At 38.7% G+C, this 16,517-nt stretch carries 14 protein-coding genes; 12 read left to right on the forward strand and 2 right to left on the reverse strand.

Annotation, left to right across the window (positions count from 1 at the left end; translation table 11 throughout):
- Nucleotides 1-134: 134 nt before the first annotated feature.
- Nucleotides 135-263, reverse strand: a complete 129-nt coding sequence (yhfH, locus tag ACY9Z2_RS16765) for a protein YhfH (protein WP_463610817.1) — start codon at nucleotides 261-263, stop codon at nucleotides 135-137.
- Nucleotides 264-361: 98 nt separating this feature from the next.
- On the opposite strand from yhfH, the gene ACY9Z2_RS16770 reads away from it, so the two are divergent.
- From ACY9Z2_RS16770 to ACY9Z2_RS16790, 5 genes are all read left to right on the forward strand, one after another.
- Nucleotides 362-1,102: an MBL fold metallo-hydrolase gene (locus ACY9Z2_RS16770; RefSeq protein WP_463610818.1), complete on the forward strand. Its 741-nt coding sequence runs from the start codon at nucleotides 362-364 to the stop codon at nucleotides 1,100-1,102.
- Between the two features lie 69 nt (nucleotides 1,103-1,171).
- A complete protein-coding gene (gene lplA / locus ACY9Z2_RS16775) occupies nucleotides 1,172-2,167 on the forward strand; it encodes a lipoate--protein ligase (RefSeq protein ID WP_463610819.1) in 996 nt (331 codons plus the stop codon).
- 456 nt (nucleotides 2,168-2,623) lie between these two features.
- Nucleotides 2,624-4,165: a fatty acid--CoA ligase family protein gene (locus ACY9Z2_RS16780; RefSeq protein WP_463610820.1), complete on the forward strand. Its 1,542-nt coding sequence runs from the start codon at nucleotides 2,624-2,626 to the stop codon at nucleotides 4,163-4,165.
- Between the two features lie 178 nt (nucleotides 4,166-4,343).
- Nucleotides 4,344-4,487 carry a hypothetical protein gene (locus ACY9Z2_RS16785; RefSeq protein WP_463610821.1) on the forward strand — a complete coding sequence of 48 codons (144 nt, stop codon included), beginning with the start codon at nucleotides 4,344-4,346 and terminating at the stop codon, nucleotides 4,485-4,487.
- Nucleotides 4,488-4,689: 202 nt separating this feature from the next.
- Nucleotides 4,690-5,214: a competence protein ComK gene (locus ACY9Z2_RS16790; protein ID WP_463610822.1), complete on the forward strand. Its 525-nt coding sequence runs from the start codon at nucleotides 4,690-4,692 to the stop codon at nucleotides 5,212-5,214.
- Here ACY9Z2_RS16790 and ACY9Z2_RS16795 read toward each other — a convergent pair.
- Complete coding sequence (locus ACY9Z2_RS16795; protein ID WP_463610823.1) at nucleotides 5,156-5,551, reverse strand: YhjD family protein; 396 nt, start codon at nucleotides 5,549-5,551, stop codon at nucleotides 5,156-5,158. The two genes, ACY9Z2_RS16790 and ACY9Z2_RS16795, sit on opposite strands and share 59 nt — an antisense overlap.
- A gap of 219 nt (nucleotides 5,552-5,770) precedes the next feature.
- Here ACY9Z2_RS16795 and ACY9Z2_RS16800 point away from each other — a divergent pair, with 219 nt between their 5' ends.
- From ACY9Z2_RS16800 to ACY9Z2_RS16830, 7 genes are all read left to right on the forward strand, one after another.
- Nucleotides 5,771-6,439: a TVP38/TMEM64 family protein gene (locus tag ACY9Z2_RS16800; protein WP_463610824.1), complete on the forward strand. Its 669-nt coding sequence runs from the start codon at nucleotides 5,771-5,773 to the stop codon at nucleotides 6,437-6,439.
- Nucleotides 6,440-6,493: 54 nt separating this feature from the next.
- On the forward strand, nucleotides 6,494-7,045 hold the full coding sequence (lepB, locus tag ACY9Z2_RS16805; RefSeq protein WP_463610825.1) for a signal peptidase I: 552 nt from the start codon (nucleotides 6,494-6,496) through the stop codon (nucleotides 7,043-7,045).
- A 417-nt stretch (nucleotides 7,046-7,462) separates the two neighbouring features.
- Entirely contained in the window at nucleotides 7,463-10,963 is a 3,501-nt protein-coding gene (gene addB, locus ACY9Z2_RS16810; RefSeq protein ID WP_463610826.1) for a helicase-exonuclease AddAB subunit AddB, read from the forward strand.
- The gene (addA, locus tag ACY9Z2_RS16815; RefSeq protein ID WP_463610827.1) at nucleotides 10,956-14,675 is read left to right on the forward strand and encodes a helicase-exonuclease AddAB subunit AddA; all 3,720 of its coding nucleotides are present in this window, start codon (nucleotides 10,956-10,958) and stop codon (nucleotides 14,673-14,675) included. Before addB ends, addA begins: the two co-directional genes overlap by 8 nt.
- Before the next feature lie 393 nt (nucleotides 14,676-15,068).
- Entirely contained in the window at nucleotides 15,069-15,581 is a 513-nt protein-coding gene (locus ACY9Z2_RS16820; RefSeq protein ID WP_463610828.1) for an RNA polymerase sigma factor, read from the forward strand.
- A gap of 86 nt (nucleotides 15,582-15,667) precedes the next feature.
- Complete coding sequence (locus ACY9Z2_RS16825) at nucleotides 15,668-16,243, forward strand: thioredoxin fold domain-containing protein (protein WP_463610829.1); 576 nt, start codon at nucleotides 15,668-15,670, stop codon at nucleotides 16,241-16,243.
- A 98-nt stretch (nucleotides 16,244-16,341) separates the two neighbouring features.
- Nucleotides 16,342-16,512: a hypothetical protein gene (locus ACY9Z2_RS16830; protein WP_463610830.1), complete on the forward strand. Its 171-nt coding sequence runs from the start codon at nucleotides 16,342-16,344 to the stop codon at nucleotides 16,510-16,512.
- Nucleotides 16,513-16,517 lie beyond the last annotated feature (5 nt).

A 16,517-nucleotide genomic window follows, 5' to 3' on the forward strand; every position in this document is an offset into this window, starting at 1 on the left:
CTCACCAGCCGCCCGCGGAAAGCGACTGCCCGCAGCGGAAATCAACGTTGCTGTTCCCCTAACGTGAATTTTCACTAGTTCGCACTTTACCAAGAAAACGATACTAAAGGGTTCGTTGCTAATACGTTTCATAATTATCTAGCTGGATGATCACATTCGTCACATAAATTACCATAGCAATCTGCTTTTTCATTCATGTCATTTCCGCATTGGTGACACTTTTTCTTTGGTAATGTTCTAAAAAACTCAATGACATTTTTCATGTGTATCCTCCTTTAAGTTGATAAGTGTATTGTATTATAACAGTATGCAAACAGTCAATAGTGTGTTACAACAATTTATAAAAAGAGGTGTTTATCTAATGAAATGTACAGTAATTGGTTTTTGGGGTGGATTTCCCGCAAAAGGCGGAGCCACATCATCGTATTTATTCGAAAAAGATGGATTTTCGTTAGTAGTAGATATGGGGAGTGGGGCATTATCTACTGTACAAAACTACAAGCATGTTATGGAGATAGATGCTGTTATATTGTCACATTACCATCATGATCATATTGCTGATATTGGTGTGCTTCAGTATGCTTGGCTTGTCCATTCCTATCTTCGCGAGGAAAAAGAAATTCTGCCAATCTATGGTCATCAAGAGGACATGGAAAAGTTTAAATCGTTGACACATGAATGCACAGAGGGAATCCCATACGATCCAAACAATGATTTAAAAGTTGGTCCGTTTAACATAAGCTTTCATCGTACCAACCACCCAGTACCTTGTTTTGGTATGCGAATAACAGATGGTCAGGACATTGTTGTTTACACTGCAGATACATCGTACAAAACGGATTGGGTTACCTTTGCGAAAGATGCAGACTTGTTAATCACAGACTGTAATTTTCACGAAAATCAAGATGGCAGTGCAGCGGGACACATGAACAGTAAAGAAGGTGCGACCATTGCAAACGATGGAAACGTAGGCGAGTTGTTATTGAGTCACCTTCCACAATATGGTGATACAGCAGATTTAATTAAAGAAGCAAAAAAATATTATCCTGGTAAAATTCAACTAGCAACAACAGGGTTAGTATGGGAGAAAAATAGGAGTTAACCTTTGAACAGATAGGACTTTTCCATTACAATTAACGATAGAAAGAAACAAACGGGAGGTATTTTCGACATGAAATTTATTGATAATAAAGGAATAACAGATCCAAGTATTAACCTCGCTTTGGAGGAGTATGTATTACAAAACTTTGGTGAAAAAGATACATATTTATTGTTCTACATTAATCGACCATCGATTATCATTGGTAGAAACCAAAATACAGTCGAAGAAATAAACACAGAGTACGTTGACAGCAATGGAATTAAGGTTGTTCGTCGTCTTTCAGGAGGGGGAGCAGTCTATCATGATGAAGGCAATCTAAACTTTAGTTTTATCACGAAAGATGATGGGGAAAGCTTCCACAATTTTGCAAAGTTCACGAAGCCTGTTGTTGAAGCGTTAAACAAGCTTGGTGTTCCAGCAGAATTGAAAGGACGTAACGATTTAGTTGCAGATGGTCGTAAAATTTCAGGAAATGCACAATTCTCTACAAAGGGACGCATGTTTAGCCATGGTACCTTAATGTTTGATTCCGAAATCGAACACGTAGTTTCCGCACTAAATGTAAAAAAAGAGAAGATCGAATCAAAAGGAATCAAATCCATCCGAAGTCGTGTAGCGAACATTTCCGAATTTCTTGAAGAAAAGATCGAAATGGCTGAATTCAAGGATCTCATTTTACGTTATATTTTCGATGTCGAGGATGTAAAAGATGTACCACGTTATGAGTTAACAGATAAAGACTGGGAAAATGTACATCAAATCTCTAAAGAACGTTATCAAAATTGGGATTGGAATTATGGTAAATCACCAAAGTTCAATACGCAGGTTTCTCATAAATTTGATTCTGGACTAGTTGATGTACGTTTAGAGGTTAAAAAAGGAATCATTGAAAACTGTAAAATCTATGGCGATTTCTTTGGTTTGGGTAACGTTGAGGAAATTGAAAATAAATTGATTGGTGTAAGACACGAACGAAAAGCAATCGATGAGGCATTAGAAGGTGTCGATATTCCACATTATCTAGGCAAGATTTCAAAAGAAGAATTTATTAACTTAATTTATTAATTTAACGTCGGTTAAGCATGCTTACATGTTTATCCGGCTTTTTTAATGAGCAAAAAGTGTATGAGCTGATTAATTTTTGAAGTTACCACAGAGCTTGATAATTGCTTCTAGCGAATAAATTTAGGTAAGCGGACACCATGGCCCTTATTCGTTCAAAAATAGGCAGAATACGAATGTTCGCGGACACACGAGACCTTATACGGTCAATAAGTAGTAATTTTATCTTGTTTTTACTTAAATAAGGTATTCTGTGTCCACTATCGAACTTTCACCAGGAAAGACTTGTCGCAGCATAGTTCTAAATGGACCTAGTGACGACAAAGTCTTTCGCCATTAAAGTGGCGATAAGTCAGACAAGTTTTACTTGAAATTTATTTGTCTGTATTTTATAATAAATATGAATTTTAACATAAAAATGAATGACTATTCATTCATAAATCTAGGGGAGGCATGAAGGTGAATTTAAGTAATCAATTAACAAGCATTGCCGGGCAACAACCTAATAAAACTGCGTTTGTTTTTCAAGAAAAAGAAACTACATATATGGAGCTTGAGGGTGCGGTGACAAAATTTGCGTCACGTTTGCGTGATTTAGGATATAAAAAAGGTGATCACATTGCATTAGTAGTTGGTAATAGCCCATATTATGTAATAGGTTTATATGGTGCTCTGCGACTTGGTGCAGTTGTTATTCCGATCAACCCATTGTACACTCCTCATGAAATGACATATATACTTCAAAATGGTGATGTAAAAGCGGTTATTACAATGGATGTCTTGATGGAAAAGTTTGAAGCAATCGCTGATCAACTTCCTTCTGTGGAACACTATATTTCTTGTGAATCTGGAAAAGAAGTTTTATTTGATGGCTTTTCATTATTACCTAAATTGAAATCGTTTTCAAAATTAATTGCTGAGGGTAGCTTGGAATTTGATGCTCCAGAACTTGATCAGCAAGAGACAGCTATTATTTTATATACATCAGGAACTACTGGAAGCCCTAAGGGTGCAATGTTATCCCATGAAAATTTGTTTTCAAATGCAAAAGATGTAGCTGATTACTTAAAAATCAACGGTAATGACCGTGTAATTGCTGCACTACCGATGTTCCATGTCTTTTGTTTAACTGTTGCATTGAATGCTCCATTGATGAATGGTGGTACCGTGCTAATAGTTCCGTCCTTTTCTCCGCAAGAGGTGTTCCGCATTGCTAAGGAGCAAAAGGCATCTGTGTTTGCTGGAGTACCAACGATGTATAACTATTTATTACAAACTATTTCTGGTCACGAATCCGATTTCTCCGGTATTCGCTTATGTATTAGTGGTGGTGCGTCGATGCCGGTTGCATTATTAAAACAGTTTGAGCAGGCATTTCAAGTTAAGGTATCAGAAGGCTATGGTTTATCAGAAGCTGCTCCAGTTACCTGCTTCAATCCGCTAGATCGTCCGAGGAAACCTGGTTCAATTGGCACGAACATTGTAAACGTTGAAAATAAAGTTGTCGATGAATTTGGCGAAGAAGTTCCTGTAGGAGAAGTCGGTGAATTAATCGTTAAAGGTCCTAATGTGATGAAAGGTTATTACAAGATGCCAGAGGAAACAGCTGCAGCTTTAAAAGATGGCTGGTTGTATACTGGGGACATGGCTCGGATGGACGATGAGGGATATTTCTATATCGTTGATCGGAAGAAGGATATGATTATTGTCGGTGGTTATAATGTCTACCCAAGAGAGGTTGAAGAGGTACTTTATTCACATCCAAGTGTTTCTGAGGTAGCAGTAATCGGTAATCCCGACTCGAATACAGGTGAAGCTGTTATTGCTTTCGTTGTGTGTAATGATCCAAGCTTACGTGAGGATGTCCTTATTGAATTTTGTACTGGCCATTTAGCAAAATACAAAGTGCCGAAAGAAATTGAATTTCTTGATGAGTTGCCGAAAAATACAACTGGAAAAATACTCCGGAAAAACCTTCGTTCCAAAGAGAAAAGTGAATAGTATTAGTAAATCATGCAGGTATTGGACTGCATGATTTTTTCTTCATATAGTATGAAGGTCTCTTATTTCAGGCACAATAAGTATCAAAAGCGGAAGCGCCTGTTTAATGAAATAGAAGCCATAACCGCATTTTGGCAATGGGTGTTGAAGCTGATGTGAGAAAAAGGAGGACTAATTAATGAAGAAGAAGAGAGAGGAAATACCGACATACACCATTTTAAATCCAGAATTTCATGCTCCGGAAAATGTGACAACCGATGTAGGGGAACTTCAGCAATCTGATGAAGAAATTTCTCCACAAAATGACAACCTTCAAGGATAAGATATTTTTTTCATAACGTCAGAAATTATAAATTATGGTAAACCTTATAAGGAAAAACTTCGGCATCCGCTATTAAGGACGAGGCGAATGTCGAATTTTTCTAAAAAAAATGTATTTTTTTAGTTACTTATTCCTAAAAATTTGGTAAATTAAGTTATAAGCTTCTTTCTTTTCGTTTTTACCATTGAGAGGATGAAAAAAATTGAGTAACTACTATTACCCTTCATATGAAATTACTCCATTTACAATGGCTGTTTTATCGAATTATGGAAAAAGTGAGGAGTACTCTACATGTGTGTTAGAAACCCAAGAAGAATTTTTTGTAGAGTCTTCTCCTACCAAACTGATTGACTACGCGTGTAAGTCATTCGGCTCCAGTCTAAAAGGCAGACAGGAAGGTACTAGAGACATTAGTAACATTACACACAAAGCACCAATTGCAATTGATCCAAGCAGCGGCATGTATTTTTTCCCCACCATTTCTCCTACAAGCGCTAAATGCTCCTGGATTGCCCATTCTCATATCGATCAAATGAAAATGGCGGATAATCATGATACAGAAATTTTGTTTAAGAATGGCAAATCCATTATCGTCGATGTTTCCTATGGTTCGATGCTGAACCAAATTCAACGCACAGCTCAATTTAGGTATATTCTTGACAATAGGATTAAGTATTTGCGGAGACAAGGTCCTGCTGCTGATATGGTGGCAGAGCCTTATGCATAAGTTCCTGTACGATCGTTTCTACTTTTTTCCGGATGGCGGGGTTAAAGTAATTGCGTTTTTCTTCCCGACCATGACAAAGAAATAAAAAGGACGAAAACGAATCATTCTTATTTAGCGTAACAACACGAATTTTTTTATTGTGCATGGTTTTTCGTAATTCTTTTCGTTCATTGAGTGCTGCAGTATTCATTTTTTCTAATAGCTCGATATAGGGTTCTTTTATTTTAAAAGCTCCTTTCTGGACGTGATGAATATCTTGTTGAATGACAACTATTGCCATCGAAAGAAACAGAAACCGTGATGCTAACTGAAAATCCTCATCATTAAGGTAGCGCATCGTATCTCCCCCTTTAAAAACGAACATTTGTTCTATTTTTATTATATGCCAGGTAAAGCAAAAAATACACTATTAAATTTTGGAATTTATAAAAATGAAAAGATGGAAGCTGATAATTGATTTATCTATGCAGATTTGTTAGTTTACTTTACAATAAAATTAGTTAGACTAGGGTATACAGAAAGATAAGCATTTGTTTGGAACGAGGGGACAGTATACATGCAATTGCAATTTTCGGATTTCAGTTTAGAAAACTTAAAACTACTAATGGAGCAGGATAAGTTAGACGACTTTATACAAGGCATGTTAAATAATTATGAAAGCTTAGGACCGTTACCAGGTCTGTTATTTCCATTCCTTGAGGCATTTTTGCCATTTCTACCTTTAGTCGTATTTGTCTTCGCGAATTCAGCGGCATATGGACTACTAGAGGGCTTCTTATTATCATGGGCGGGATCGAGTGTAGGTGCAGTATTTGTGTTCTTGCTCGTACGACGGCTTGGTGATAAGCGCATATTTAAAGCAATACGAAGAAATAAGCAAGTTCAAAAAGTAACAGCATGGTTTGAGAAACATGGATTCGGACCATTATTTCTATTAATGTGTTTTCCATTTTCACCATCGTCTATTATTAATGTTGTAGCTGGTTTATCAAAAATAAGCATCCAACAATTTGTACTAGCTGTTTTGCTAGGGAAATCAGTAATGATTTTTACGATGGCATACGTTGGAGCAAGTATCGCGTCCTTTGCGCAAAATCCAACGAAAACCATTGTTGTAGCAATATGTATTACAGCTTTTTGGTTGATTGGAAAATATGTTGAAAAACGAATACAAAAGAAAACGTTGGAAAAAGAAGCGCGTGAACAAGCATCAAATGAGGATTAAATACAATTCACTTCGGGTATAGTTTAAGGTAAATTAAACCTTGGAGTGAAACGTATGAAACAAATAAATTATCGACGCTTGCTACCAGTAGCATTTTTTGCTATCGTCATCGCGTTACTATTTAAATCATATCTGTTTACGAGTTACGTAGTTGATGGTGAGTCAATGGAACCAACGTTACATGACGGTAACTTGATGATGGTGAACAAAGTGGCATATGATTTGCAGGATGTTGAACGATTAGATGTGATTGTTTTTCACAAAAATAAGGAAGCAGATTATGTGAAGCGAGTCATCGGCCTTCCAGGCGATACCATAGAGTATAAAAATGATAAACTTTACGTAAACGGAAAATATGTAAAAGAAGATTTTTTACATGAGTTAAAAAAGAAAAGTGATGTAAGGCCATACACGAAAGATTTTACACTAGAAGAAGTTACTGGAAGAACAACAGTTCCAGACGGAAAACTTTTTGTAATGGGAGATAATAGACCAGATAGCTTGGACAGCCGATCGTTTGGGTTTATCTCGAAAGAACAACTGGTTGGTAAGGTTGACATAACCTATTGGCCGATTACGCAAACAGAAATGGGACTCGACAAATAGCTATTATAAAAGCTCTGCCTTTGATAAAATAAAGGTAGAGCTTTTATTTTTAGAAGTGTGCGGTGTTACTTAGGGATGCGTGCGCAGTTATCGGACAGAGGATTCGCTATTTGCTCAGAAAACACTATTTTTAACATGCTATCGGACTCCAGATACGCTATTGCATGAAAAAAGCAATAAATCACCTATGAAATCGTCTATTAGCGAATCCTCTGTCCGTTAAATCGATAATATCACGAGATTTAGCCGAATAACAGATCCTGAGTCCGCATGAGGCGTACCGATCCGGCAGAAAATAAGTAATTTCATTACTTTGCATTCTAAAATGGTTTAAAATCATAAATCAGTAAGTCTCGGCGTTGTACGGCAACCCTCTACATAGCCGATTTTGATGTTAAAGCTGAGAGGAGAATTCACATGGGATTACGGTTCATATTAGGACGATCCGGTACGGGTAAAAGTGGTCGAGTCATCGACGAGATCAAAGACAAATTAATTGATGATCCACAGGGACCGCCCATTTTTTATATTGTTCCCGATCAAATGACTTTCCAGCAGGAATATGAATTATTCCAGCAGGAAGGTATCGAAGGAAGCATTCGCGCACAAGTGGTTAGTTTTTCTCGACTTGCTTGGCGTGTGTTACAAGAAACTGGTGGAGGAACACGTCAATTTATCAGTTCGCTCGGTATCCAAATGATTCTCCGTAAGATCATTGAGGAAAAGGATTCGGATTGGAAAATTTTCCAGAAGGCATTAGAGAAGCACGGTTTTTTGGAACAGCTAGAGAATGTGATTACGGAATTCAAACGTTATCAGGTAACGCCTGAAGTATTGCAAATGCAAATTGAGCATCTCAATCAGTTCGTACATAAAGAACGTGGTGAGGAGGCGTTAACCAAAAAGCTAGAAGATTTACACTACATCTACCAGGAGCTTGTCTATGCGTTACAGGGGAAGTATGTCGATAGCGAGGATCAGCTACAGCTATTAGCTGAAAAAATCTCGGAAGCTACGTTTCTAGAAAATGCGGAAATCTACTTGGATGGTTTTCATCGTTTTACACCGAAAGAGCTTCAAGTGTTGGAAGCATTGATGAAGAAATGTGCTTCGATCACCATCACGTTAACTGCTGATCGTGTGGAGGAATCGGAACTGTCCGAGCTCGATCTGTTTTATCAGACTACGGAGACGTACCATGTGATAACAGCAATCGCAAAAGAGAATGGTATTTCGGTAGATGAGCCCACGATACTTGACCCGGCTAACGGTAAATTCAAGGATCGAGCCTATTTTGCTCATTTGGAGCAACAGTTTGATAAGCGTCCAGCACCTGTTTATCGCGGTGAAATTCCGATCATGATTGCCGAGTCGGTTCATCCACGTGCAGAGGTTGAAGGGGCGGCCCAGGAAATTGTTCGCTTAGTGCGTGAAGAAGGCTATCGCTACAATGATTTGGCGGTTTTTATCCGACAAACGGATGTGTACCACGATCTTATTGCAACGATTTTCGGGGACTATGATATTCCTGTATTTATTGATGAAAAAAGAACGATGCTGAATCATTCGTTGATTGAGTTTATTCGGTCAGCACTTGAAACGGTGGACAGTAATTGGCGCTATGACACGATCTTTCGTATGTTAAAAACAGGGTTTATTCCGGCTTCAGACGAAGAATATCCACTTACAAACGATGCCATTGATGAATTAGAGAATTATGTGTTGGAATATGGTATCCGCTCACGTGAGCGTTGGTTTGGGGAAAAGGAATGGATTTTTCAACGGTTCCGCGGGTTCGATAACCTTGCACAAACCGATAAAGAAAAAGGGATGCAAAAACGGATTAACGCCTATCGAAAGCAGGTAGTAAAAGCAGTACAAGCTTTTGATGAGGATATACGTGAATGCGAAACCATCCACGATCGCTGTACAGTCATTTATACCTGGTTAGAAGGACTTCGTGTACCACAACGGCTAGAAGCGATGCGCACGCAATTTGACGAGTCTGGACAGTTGGAAAAAGGCAGGGAACAGGATCAGGTGTGGAATGCTGTGATCCAGTTGCTCGATGAAATGGTTGAAATTGCTGGAGATGAGAAGATTACCTTAGCCATATTTCGTTCCACATTAGATGCAGGATTTGATTCGTTAAAATTTGCCCACGTACCACCGAGCATGGACCACGTGACAGTTGGTACGATTGATCGTTCCAGAATTAGCGGGATTAAGTGTACCTTTTTATTAGGGGTGAACGATGGCATCTGGCCGATGAAGCCACAAGCGGATGGTATGATCAACGAGCAGGAAAGGGAACTATTATCTGGACAAGGGCTCCAACTAGCAGAAAGTAGTACACGCAAGCTACTCGATGACTGGTTTTACATGTATATCGCCTTTACATCGCCGAAGGATCGATTATGGATCAGCTATCCTTTGAGTGACGAAGAAGGTAAAGCAAAAATGCCTTCGCAAATGATTAAGCGTGTCGAGGATCTTTTCCCATATTGCTGTGAACACGTCCTATTGCAGGACCCGGATGAATTATTCCATGCCGAACGATTCATCACGACACCAATCAAAACCCGATCAGCGTTAACGTCACAATTAGCGCGGAATCGAAAAGGCTATCCGCTGAAGCCGATTTGGTGGCATGTGTTGAATTGGTATATTAAAAACCACGAAAAATATAGTACAAGCTATATGACCTTACAAAGCTTGTATTATCAAAATAAACCGGTGAATCTATCGACTGAAACAATAAACGAACTGTATCCGAAGCAAGTGAAGGCGAGTGTTTCAAGACTCGAAATGTATTATCGATGCTCGTACCAGCATTTTGCCAAGTACAGTCTAGGACTCGATGACCGTAAAACATATAAGCTTGACGCTCCAGATATTGGTCAGCTTTTCCATGAAGCTTTGAAGAAAATTACCGAATGGGTGCAAGCGGAAGGTAGAAATTTTGCCGAGTTATCGAAACGAGATACGGATGGCTACGCCCACCGAGCGGTTACGAATCTAGCACCAATTTTGCAGCATCAAATCTTGCATAGCTCGAATCGATATAAATATATTCAACAAAAATTACAAGAAGTGATTGCACGTGCAAGCTTTATTTTGAGTGAACAGGCACGGCAAAGCGCGTTTTCACCAGTGGGTTTAGAGCTTGGATTTGGTCCGAACCAAACGTTGTCGCCAATTACGCTGCCTCTTTCAAATGGCTTTGAACTGATGCTAAGAGGAAGAATTGACCGTGTGGACCAAGCGTTGAACCAAGAGGATTTGTTTTTGCGAATCATAGACTATAAATCTAGTGCAAAAGGGTTAAATCTAGTAGAGGTTTATTATGGGTTAGCGTTGCAAATGCTAACATACCTGGATGTTGTGTTGTCACAGTCGGAACAATGGTTGGGTAAAAAAGCGACACCAGCGGGCGTACTCTATTTCCATGTCCACAACCCAATGATCTCTGGTAAACAACGCATGCCAGATGACGAAATTGAGAAAGAAATTTTGAAGAAATATAAGATGCAAGGCTTGTTATTATCGAGCGAAGATATTGTAAAGCTTATGGATCAGTCGCTTGAATCTGGTTCGAGTCAAATTGTACCAGCAGGCGTGAAGAAGAACGGTGGATTTTATAATCACTCCAAAATTGCTGACAACGAGACATTTGCAGGTTTGCAAAAGCATGTCCATCAATTGATTAGTCAGGCGGGTATTGATATGACGAATGGTGGGGTTCATCTCAATCCGTACCAACATAGTCAAAACATCGCATGCACATTTTGCGACTTCCGATCCGTTTGTCAATTTGATCCAATATTGGAGGAAAACAATTATCGTAAGCTACAGGATTTCAAGGAAGAAGCTATCTTAGCAAAACTTCGCAACGGAGAGGGGGAGAATAATGGTTAATTGGACAAAGGAACAAGAGCAAGCTATCTATACAGCAGGAAGTGATATGCTTGTTGCCGCAGCGGCTGGTTCTGGTAAAACCGCTGTGCTTGTCGAACGAATTATTCAAAAGTTAATTAACAAGGAAAAGCCAGTCGACATCGACACGCTTCTCGTTGTGACATTCACCAATGCAGCGGCACAAGAAATGCGAAACCGTGTTGGGCTAGCACTAGAAAAGGCATTGGCACAAGATCCTGCCTCTAACCATTTGAAAAAGCAACTATCGTTATTACAACGGGCATCAATCTCCACTCTCCACTCATTTTGTTTGGATGTAGTACGGCAATACGCGTATTTATTGGATATTGATCCAGCTTTTCGGATCGCGAACGACATGGAAATTGACTTGATCAAACAGGACGTTATAGCGGATCTTTTTGAAGAATGGTACGGAAAAGAAGGAGACGAACAGCAACACTTTTTCGATGTAGTGGATCGTTTTTCTAGTGACCGAAGTGACGTCGAAGTGGAAAATCTCGTCCTGGATTTATATACATTTGCCATGCAGAATCCGTGGCCAATGAAGTGGCTTGATCAACTGGCAGATATATACGATGTACCCGAAACATACGAGGAGAGTGACCTTGCCTGGTTGTCGATTATTAAACGAGAAGTGAAAAGCCAGCTTGAAGCTGTTGAAGCGGAAGCGAATAAGGCACTAGAGCTTACCAACCATCCGGAAGGTCCGTATAACTATGCGGAGGCGATAGAAGCTGACCTTGCGATGGTTCGGGAAGCACTCTCCAATTGTGAAACGTGGGAAGCACTGCAAGCCTTTATGGTTGGAAGTTCGTTCCAAGCATTTTCCAGAAAGAAAATGGAATGCGATGAGGAACTGAAGGATAAGGTAAAAAAACTCCGTGAAGGTTATAAAAAACGTTGGAACGAAATGAAGGAAGGCTGGTTTACGCGTAATCTTGCAAGCCATGTGGAGGATATGCGCGAGCTTGCGCCAGTCATTAAGCAGTTGACAGAGCTCGTTAAGGCATTCAGTGACCGTTTTGCTGAACAAAAGAAGGAAAAAGCAATCGTTGACTTTTCCGATTTAGAGCATCATTGTTTAACACTGCTAGTTGATGAAGCATCTAACGCAGATAACCCAATGCCATCAAACGTTGCTCGGCAGTTTCAACAAAAATTTACCGAAGTCTTAGTGGACGAGTACCAGGATACAAACTTGGTGCAAGAGACCATCTTGCAGCTAATTAGTGATCGTACTGGTGCAGGGAATATGTTCATGGTTGGCGATGTGAAGCAAAGTATTTACCGATTTCGCCATGCAGAACCAACGCTTTTTATTCAAAAATATAAGCAATTTCACGATACAGACCACCCCGGTCAGCGGATTGATTTAGCGAGTAATTTCCGAAGTCGTGAACATGTGTTAGTCGGTGCAAATTATTTATTCCGCCAAATTTTGGATGAGAACCTAGGTGAAATTAGCTATGATAAAGACGCAGAATTGATCTATGCAAATAAATCGTATGAAGATTTTCCATATGATTCACCTGAGCCGGAATTAGTCATCATTGACCGAGAAACAGATGACGAATCGAACGAAGAATCCGAGGATGAAAATTTTCAGGACTTGGAAAAAGCGCAATTAGAGGCTAGAGCTTATGCGCAAAAAATCAAGAAATGGGCAGGGCAAAACGGCAATCGACCGTTACAGGTTTTTGATAAAACTACAGGAACACAGCGAGATTTTCAATATCGCGATGTTGTCATTTTAATGCGTTCTATGACGTGGACATCGACAATTGTCGATGAACTGAAAAAACAAGGTATTCCCGTATATGCGGAGCTATCAACTGGATATTTTGAAGCAATTGAAATCAAAGTCATGCTTAGCTTTTTGAAAATAATCGATAACCCAAGACAGGATATTCCACTAGCTTCGGTGTTACGTTCTCCAATAGTAGGGATGAACGAAGAGGAACTTGCAGCTATCCGGTTGGCAGATCGGCGAAATGGTTATTATGATGCGCTTCTCGCTTATCGTAAACAACATACAAATGATTTAGCCAAAAAAGCATCACAATTTTTAACTCGTTTGGAGTCATTCCGGATTGCCTCTAGACAGGGTGCTTTATCTGAATTGATCTGGCAAATTTACCGGGAAACCGGGTACTACGATTTTGTCGGTGGCATGCCTGGGGGACGTCAACGGCAAGCCAATTTGCGTGCGTTGTATGATCGTGCACGTGGTTATGAAACCACTTCGTTTAGAGGACTATTCCGGTTCTTACGGTTCATTGAACGAATGGAGGAACGCGGCGAGGACCTAGGTGCAGCACGGGCTTTAAGTGAACAAGAAGACGTTGTTCGCATCATGACGATTCATAAAAGTAAAGGACTCGAGTTTCCAGTTGTCATTCTAGGTGGCATGGATAAGCAATTTAACATGCAGGATCTCAAGCAACGTTATTTACTGCATAAGGATTTGGGGCTTGCGAGTAAGTATATTGATCCGGTGAAGCGGATTACGTATCCAACCTTACTGTATTATGCATTTCAAAAAGAAAAACAGCGCGAATTACTTGCAGAAGAAATGCGCGTCCTTTATGTTGCACTAACCCGTGCTAAAGAAAAACTAATCATGGTTGGTAATGTGGCTTCCTTTGAAAAGAAACAAAAGAAATGGGAAAAGGTGCTTGATCACGAAGAATGGGTGATGCCAACACATTTACGAATTGAGGCAAAGTCCTATCTTGATTGGGTCGGTCCTGCATTAATCCGCCACCAGTCGAGCGAAGTATTGCGAGCAGAAGATGTAAATGAAGTCGTAAATAATGAAGTGAAGCTCGATCCATCTAATTGGAACATAGCTGTAATGCATGGTAGTGAACTTACCAATCTGGAAGATGTAGTTACCGAAGAGGATGTGAATCTAAAGGATTACATTCAAAACTGGGAACCAATGGACCTAAGAAACGAGGAACTAGATAAAGAGGTTGATGCTAAACTCTCTTATCTTTATCCGTATTCACAAGCCGCATCATCGCGTGCAAAACAAACCGTAACGGAGATCAAGCGTCAACGGGAACAGAAGGATGAATATAGTGCTGATCAGTTGGTTCGTTCTTCACGAGCACCAATTGTGAAACGACCAATTTTTATGCAAAAAGGGAAAACCATCACAGCTGCTGAAAAAGGCACCGCGATGCATACGGTCATGCAGCATTTACCGTTAACAAAAGAGTGGACCGCTCCAGAAGTCGAGGCGTTTGCTGAGCGATTGGTAGATAAGGAAATCTTAACACCTGATGAAGCGGAAATCATTGACGGTAATGTGATTGCAGCATTTTTGCAGAATGAGATTGGCCAGCGGATGCTTGCCTCGGAAGAAGTTCATCGAGAGGTGCCGTTTAGTTTAGCATTGTCGGCAAAAGAGATCTATGCTTCATGGGAAAGTAATGTCGATGAAAAAGTACTTGTACAAGGGGTTATTGACTGCTTGATACCGACTGATGACGGATTAATTATCCTTGATTATAAAACGGATGCAATTGAAAAAGAAGTATCCGATAAGGTGAAGGAACAACTAATCAAACGTTATCAAACACAAATGGATCTTTACCGACAGGCAGTTGAACGGATTTGGAAAAAACCTGTGACTAACGTTTATTTGTATTATTTTTCGAAAGAGTTGTTGGTGGAGGTAAAGTAGGAAGTGTTAAATGGCGTAATTCTGTAAAAGGAATTGCGCCATTTTTCATTTGTAATTCTTGAGTTTATAGATGTTAATTCTTGTTGTAATTCTGGGGTTCGGTTGAAAAATTTAAATGATTCTCTCCTATTATAAAGACTATTCCGATAGGCGAAATAGTTCAAATTATTAATTTTATCTGAAAAATAGGTTAAAATAACTATTTCCTTCCAATTACATAAATGTTACAATTATGTTACATAAAAGAGAATATAAAACAAACAGCATCGGAGAGTACTGAATGGAATCAGCTAATCTTCGGTGCTGTTTGTTTTAAAAAGGGTAATAGGGGATTTGTTTTTCCAGCTTGTTTAGTACATTAATGTTTCTCATAAATTGAAAGGGGTTTCAATAATGGATTGTAGCACAAACTGTGAAAAAGTATTCCTAGAAACTTATAAAAAATTATATTACACAGCACTAAGAATAACAAGAGATTCTAATTTGGCAGAGGATATCGTTCAAGATGCATACGTAAAGGTTCAAAAGTACAGTAATACGGTAAAGGATATAAATAAAACAGAAGCGTGGATATTTAGGATAGTTCGAACTACCGCTATTAATTCCTTGAGAAAGAGAAAAAGATGGTGTGAATTAACAACATCCGATGAATTGCTTAATGTTTGTACTGTTCAAGATTCTCCAATTGAAACTAAGGTTGAAACGGCAGCAACTCAAGAATTTATATTAAGTAAAATCCAAGAATTGGAACCACAATATAGAAAGGTAATACAGTTAATGTATTTTGATGGATTGAAAATAAATGAAATTGCAGAACTGCTTGAAATTAGCGCTGGAACAGTAAAATCCCGACTATATAGATCTAAAAAGAAATTAAAAGAAAAAGTGTCTAAAATAAATATTTAGTATTTTGGGAACCTTTTAATAACGTAAATTGTCATTATATGTGAAAAGGAATTATCTAACAAAAAATTACATTGAGGGTTGATCCTATGATTCTAGTATTAAATCTATTTTTCATTTTACTTGTCGTAATTACCTTTATACTGTTTAATACACAGTTCCATAATCTTAAAGAAGAAATTGAGTATTTACCAAATGTAAAATCAGGAAAGCAGAAACAAGTTACATATCCGTTAATCGGAGAAAATATAAACAATTTTATACCTAATCAGCTACGTTCTGTTGTTGCTACAAATAAAGAGACAATACTAGTAATCTCTTCTAGGCATTGTCCATTTTGTCCAGAACACTTCACTAAATTTCTAGATGCTAATTATTCGGTGTCAAAACCGTTTGTGAAGATAGAGTTTGATAAAGAAATCAGTAAAGTTGTCATTAATGAGTCAAAATATAAAGATTTAAAGTATAGTGATATATCTGCCACAGGTACTCTTATTAGTAATTTGCGAATTAGTGGTTTCCCGACATATGTCGTTTTAGACTCCAATGCTGTGATTATAGACCACATTGAGTATACAAGTGGAATTATAAGGAAGTATCTTGATAAAAATAAGGAAAACGTACAATCAGAAAAAGGACAACTTATAGAGCAAGGTGTTCATTAATTTGAAAGCGCTAACAACTCTGTTTATTAGCTTATCACTCTTTATAGAAGAGTGTATAGCTATTAAATATAAAAAATATTACTAAAGGAGGAATATCTATGGCAAAAGATGAAAAATTTGCTCCAGTTTGTACCTTTACTCGTTATGAGTACCGTTGTGATTATGATTGCTATGACAACTCAGGTTCTACATATCGAGTGGAAGTTGATAGTGGAACAGGATATGAGTGCTCTAGTAGGGATTACGTTGGGCACTGCGATTGTGGGTAATTAAG

It is taken from the genome of Virgibacillus sp. GM2-2 (genome assembly GCF_055329585.1).

Coding starts and splice junctions, on each gene's coding strand:
- yhfH (WP_463610817.1), bottom strand. CDS start 263: ATGAAAAATGTCATTGAGTTTTTTAGAACATTACCAAAGAAAAAGTGT.
- ACY9Z2_RS16770 (WP_463610818.1), top strand. CDS start 362: ATGAAATGTACAGTAATTGGTTTTTGGGGTGGATTTCCCGCAAAAGGC.
- lplA (WP_463610819.1), top strand. CDS start 1,172: ATGAAATTTATTGATAATAAAGGAATAACAGATCCAAGTATTAACCTC.
- ACY9Z2_RS16785 (WP_463610821.1), top strand. CDS start 4,344: ATGAAGAAGAAGAGAGAGGAAATACCGACATACACCATTTTAAATCCA.
- ACY9Z2_RS16795 (WP_463610823.1), bottom strand. CDS start 5,551: ATGCGCTACCTTAATGATGAGGATTTTCAGTTAGCATCACGGTTTCTG.
- ACY9Z2_RS16800 (WP_463610824.1), top strand. CDS start 5,771: ATGCAATTGCAATTTTCGGATTTCAGTTTAGAAAACTTAAAACTACTA.
- lepB (WP_463610825.1), top strand. CDS start 6,494: ATGAAACAAATAAATTATCGACGCTTGCTACCAGTAGCATTTTTTGCT.
- addB (WP_463610826.1), top strand. CDS start 7,463: ATGGGATTACGGTTCATATTAGGACGATCCGGTACGGGTAAAAGTGGT.
- addA (WP_463610827.1), top strand. CDS start 10,956: ATGGTTAATTGGACAAAGGAACAAGAGCAAGCTATCTATACAGCAGGA.
- ACY9Z2_RS16820 (WP_463610828.1), top strand. CDS start 15,069: ATGGATTGTAGCACAAACTGTGAAAAAGTATTCCTAGAAACTTATAAA.
- ACY9Z2_RS16825 (WP_463610829.1), top strand. CDS start 15,668: ATGATTCTAGTATTAAATCTATTTTTCATTTTACTTGTCGTAATTACC.
- ACY9Z2_RS16830 (WP_463610830.1), top strand. CDS start 16,342: ATGGCAAAAGATGAAAAATTTGCTCCAGTTTGTACCTTTACTCGTTAT.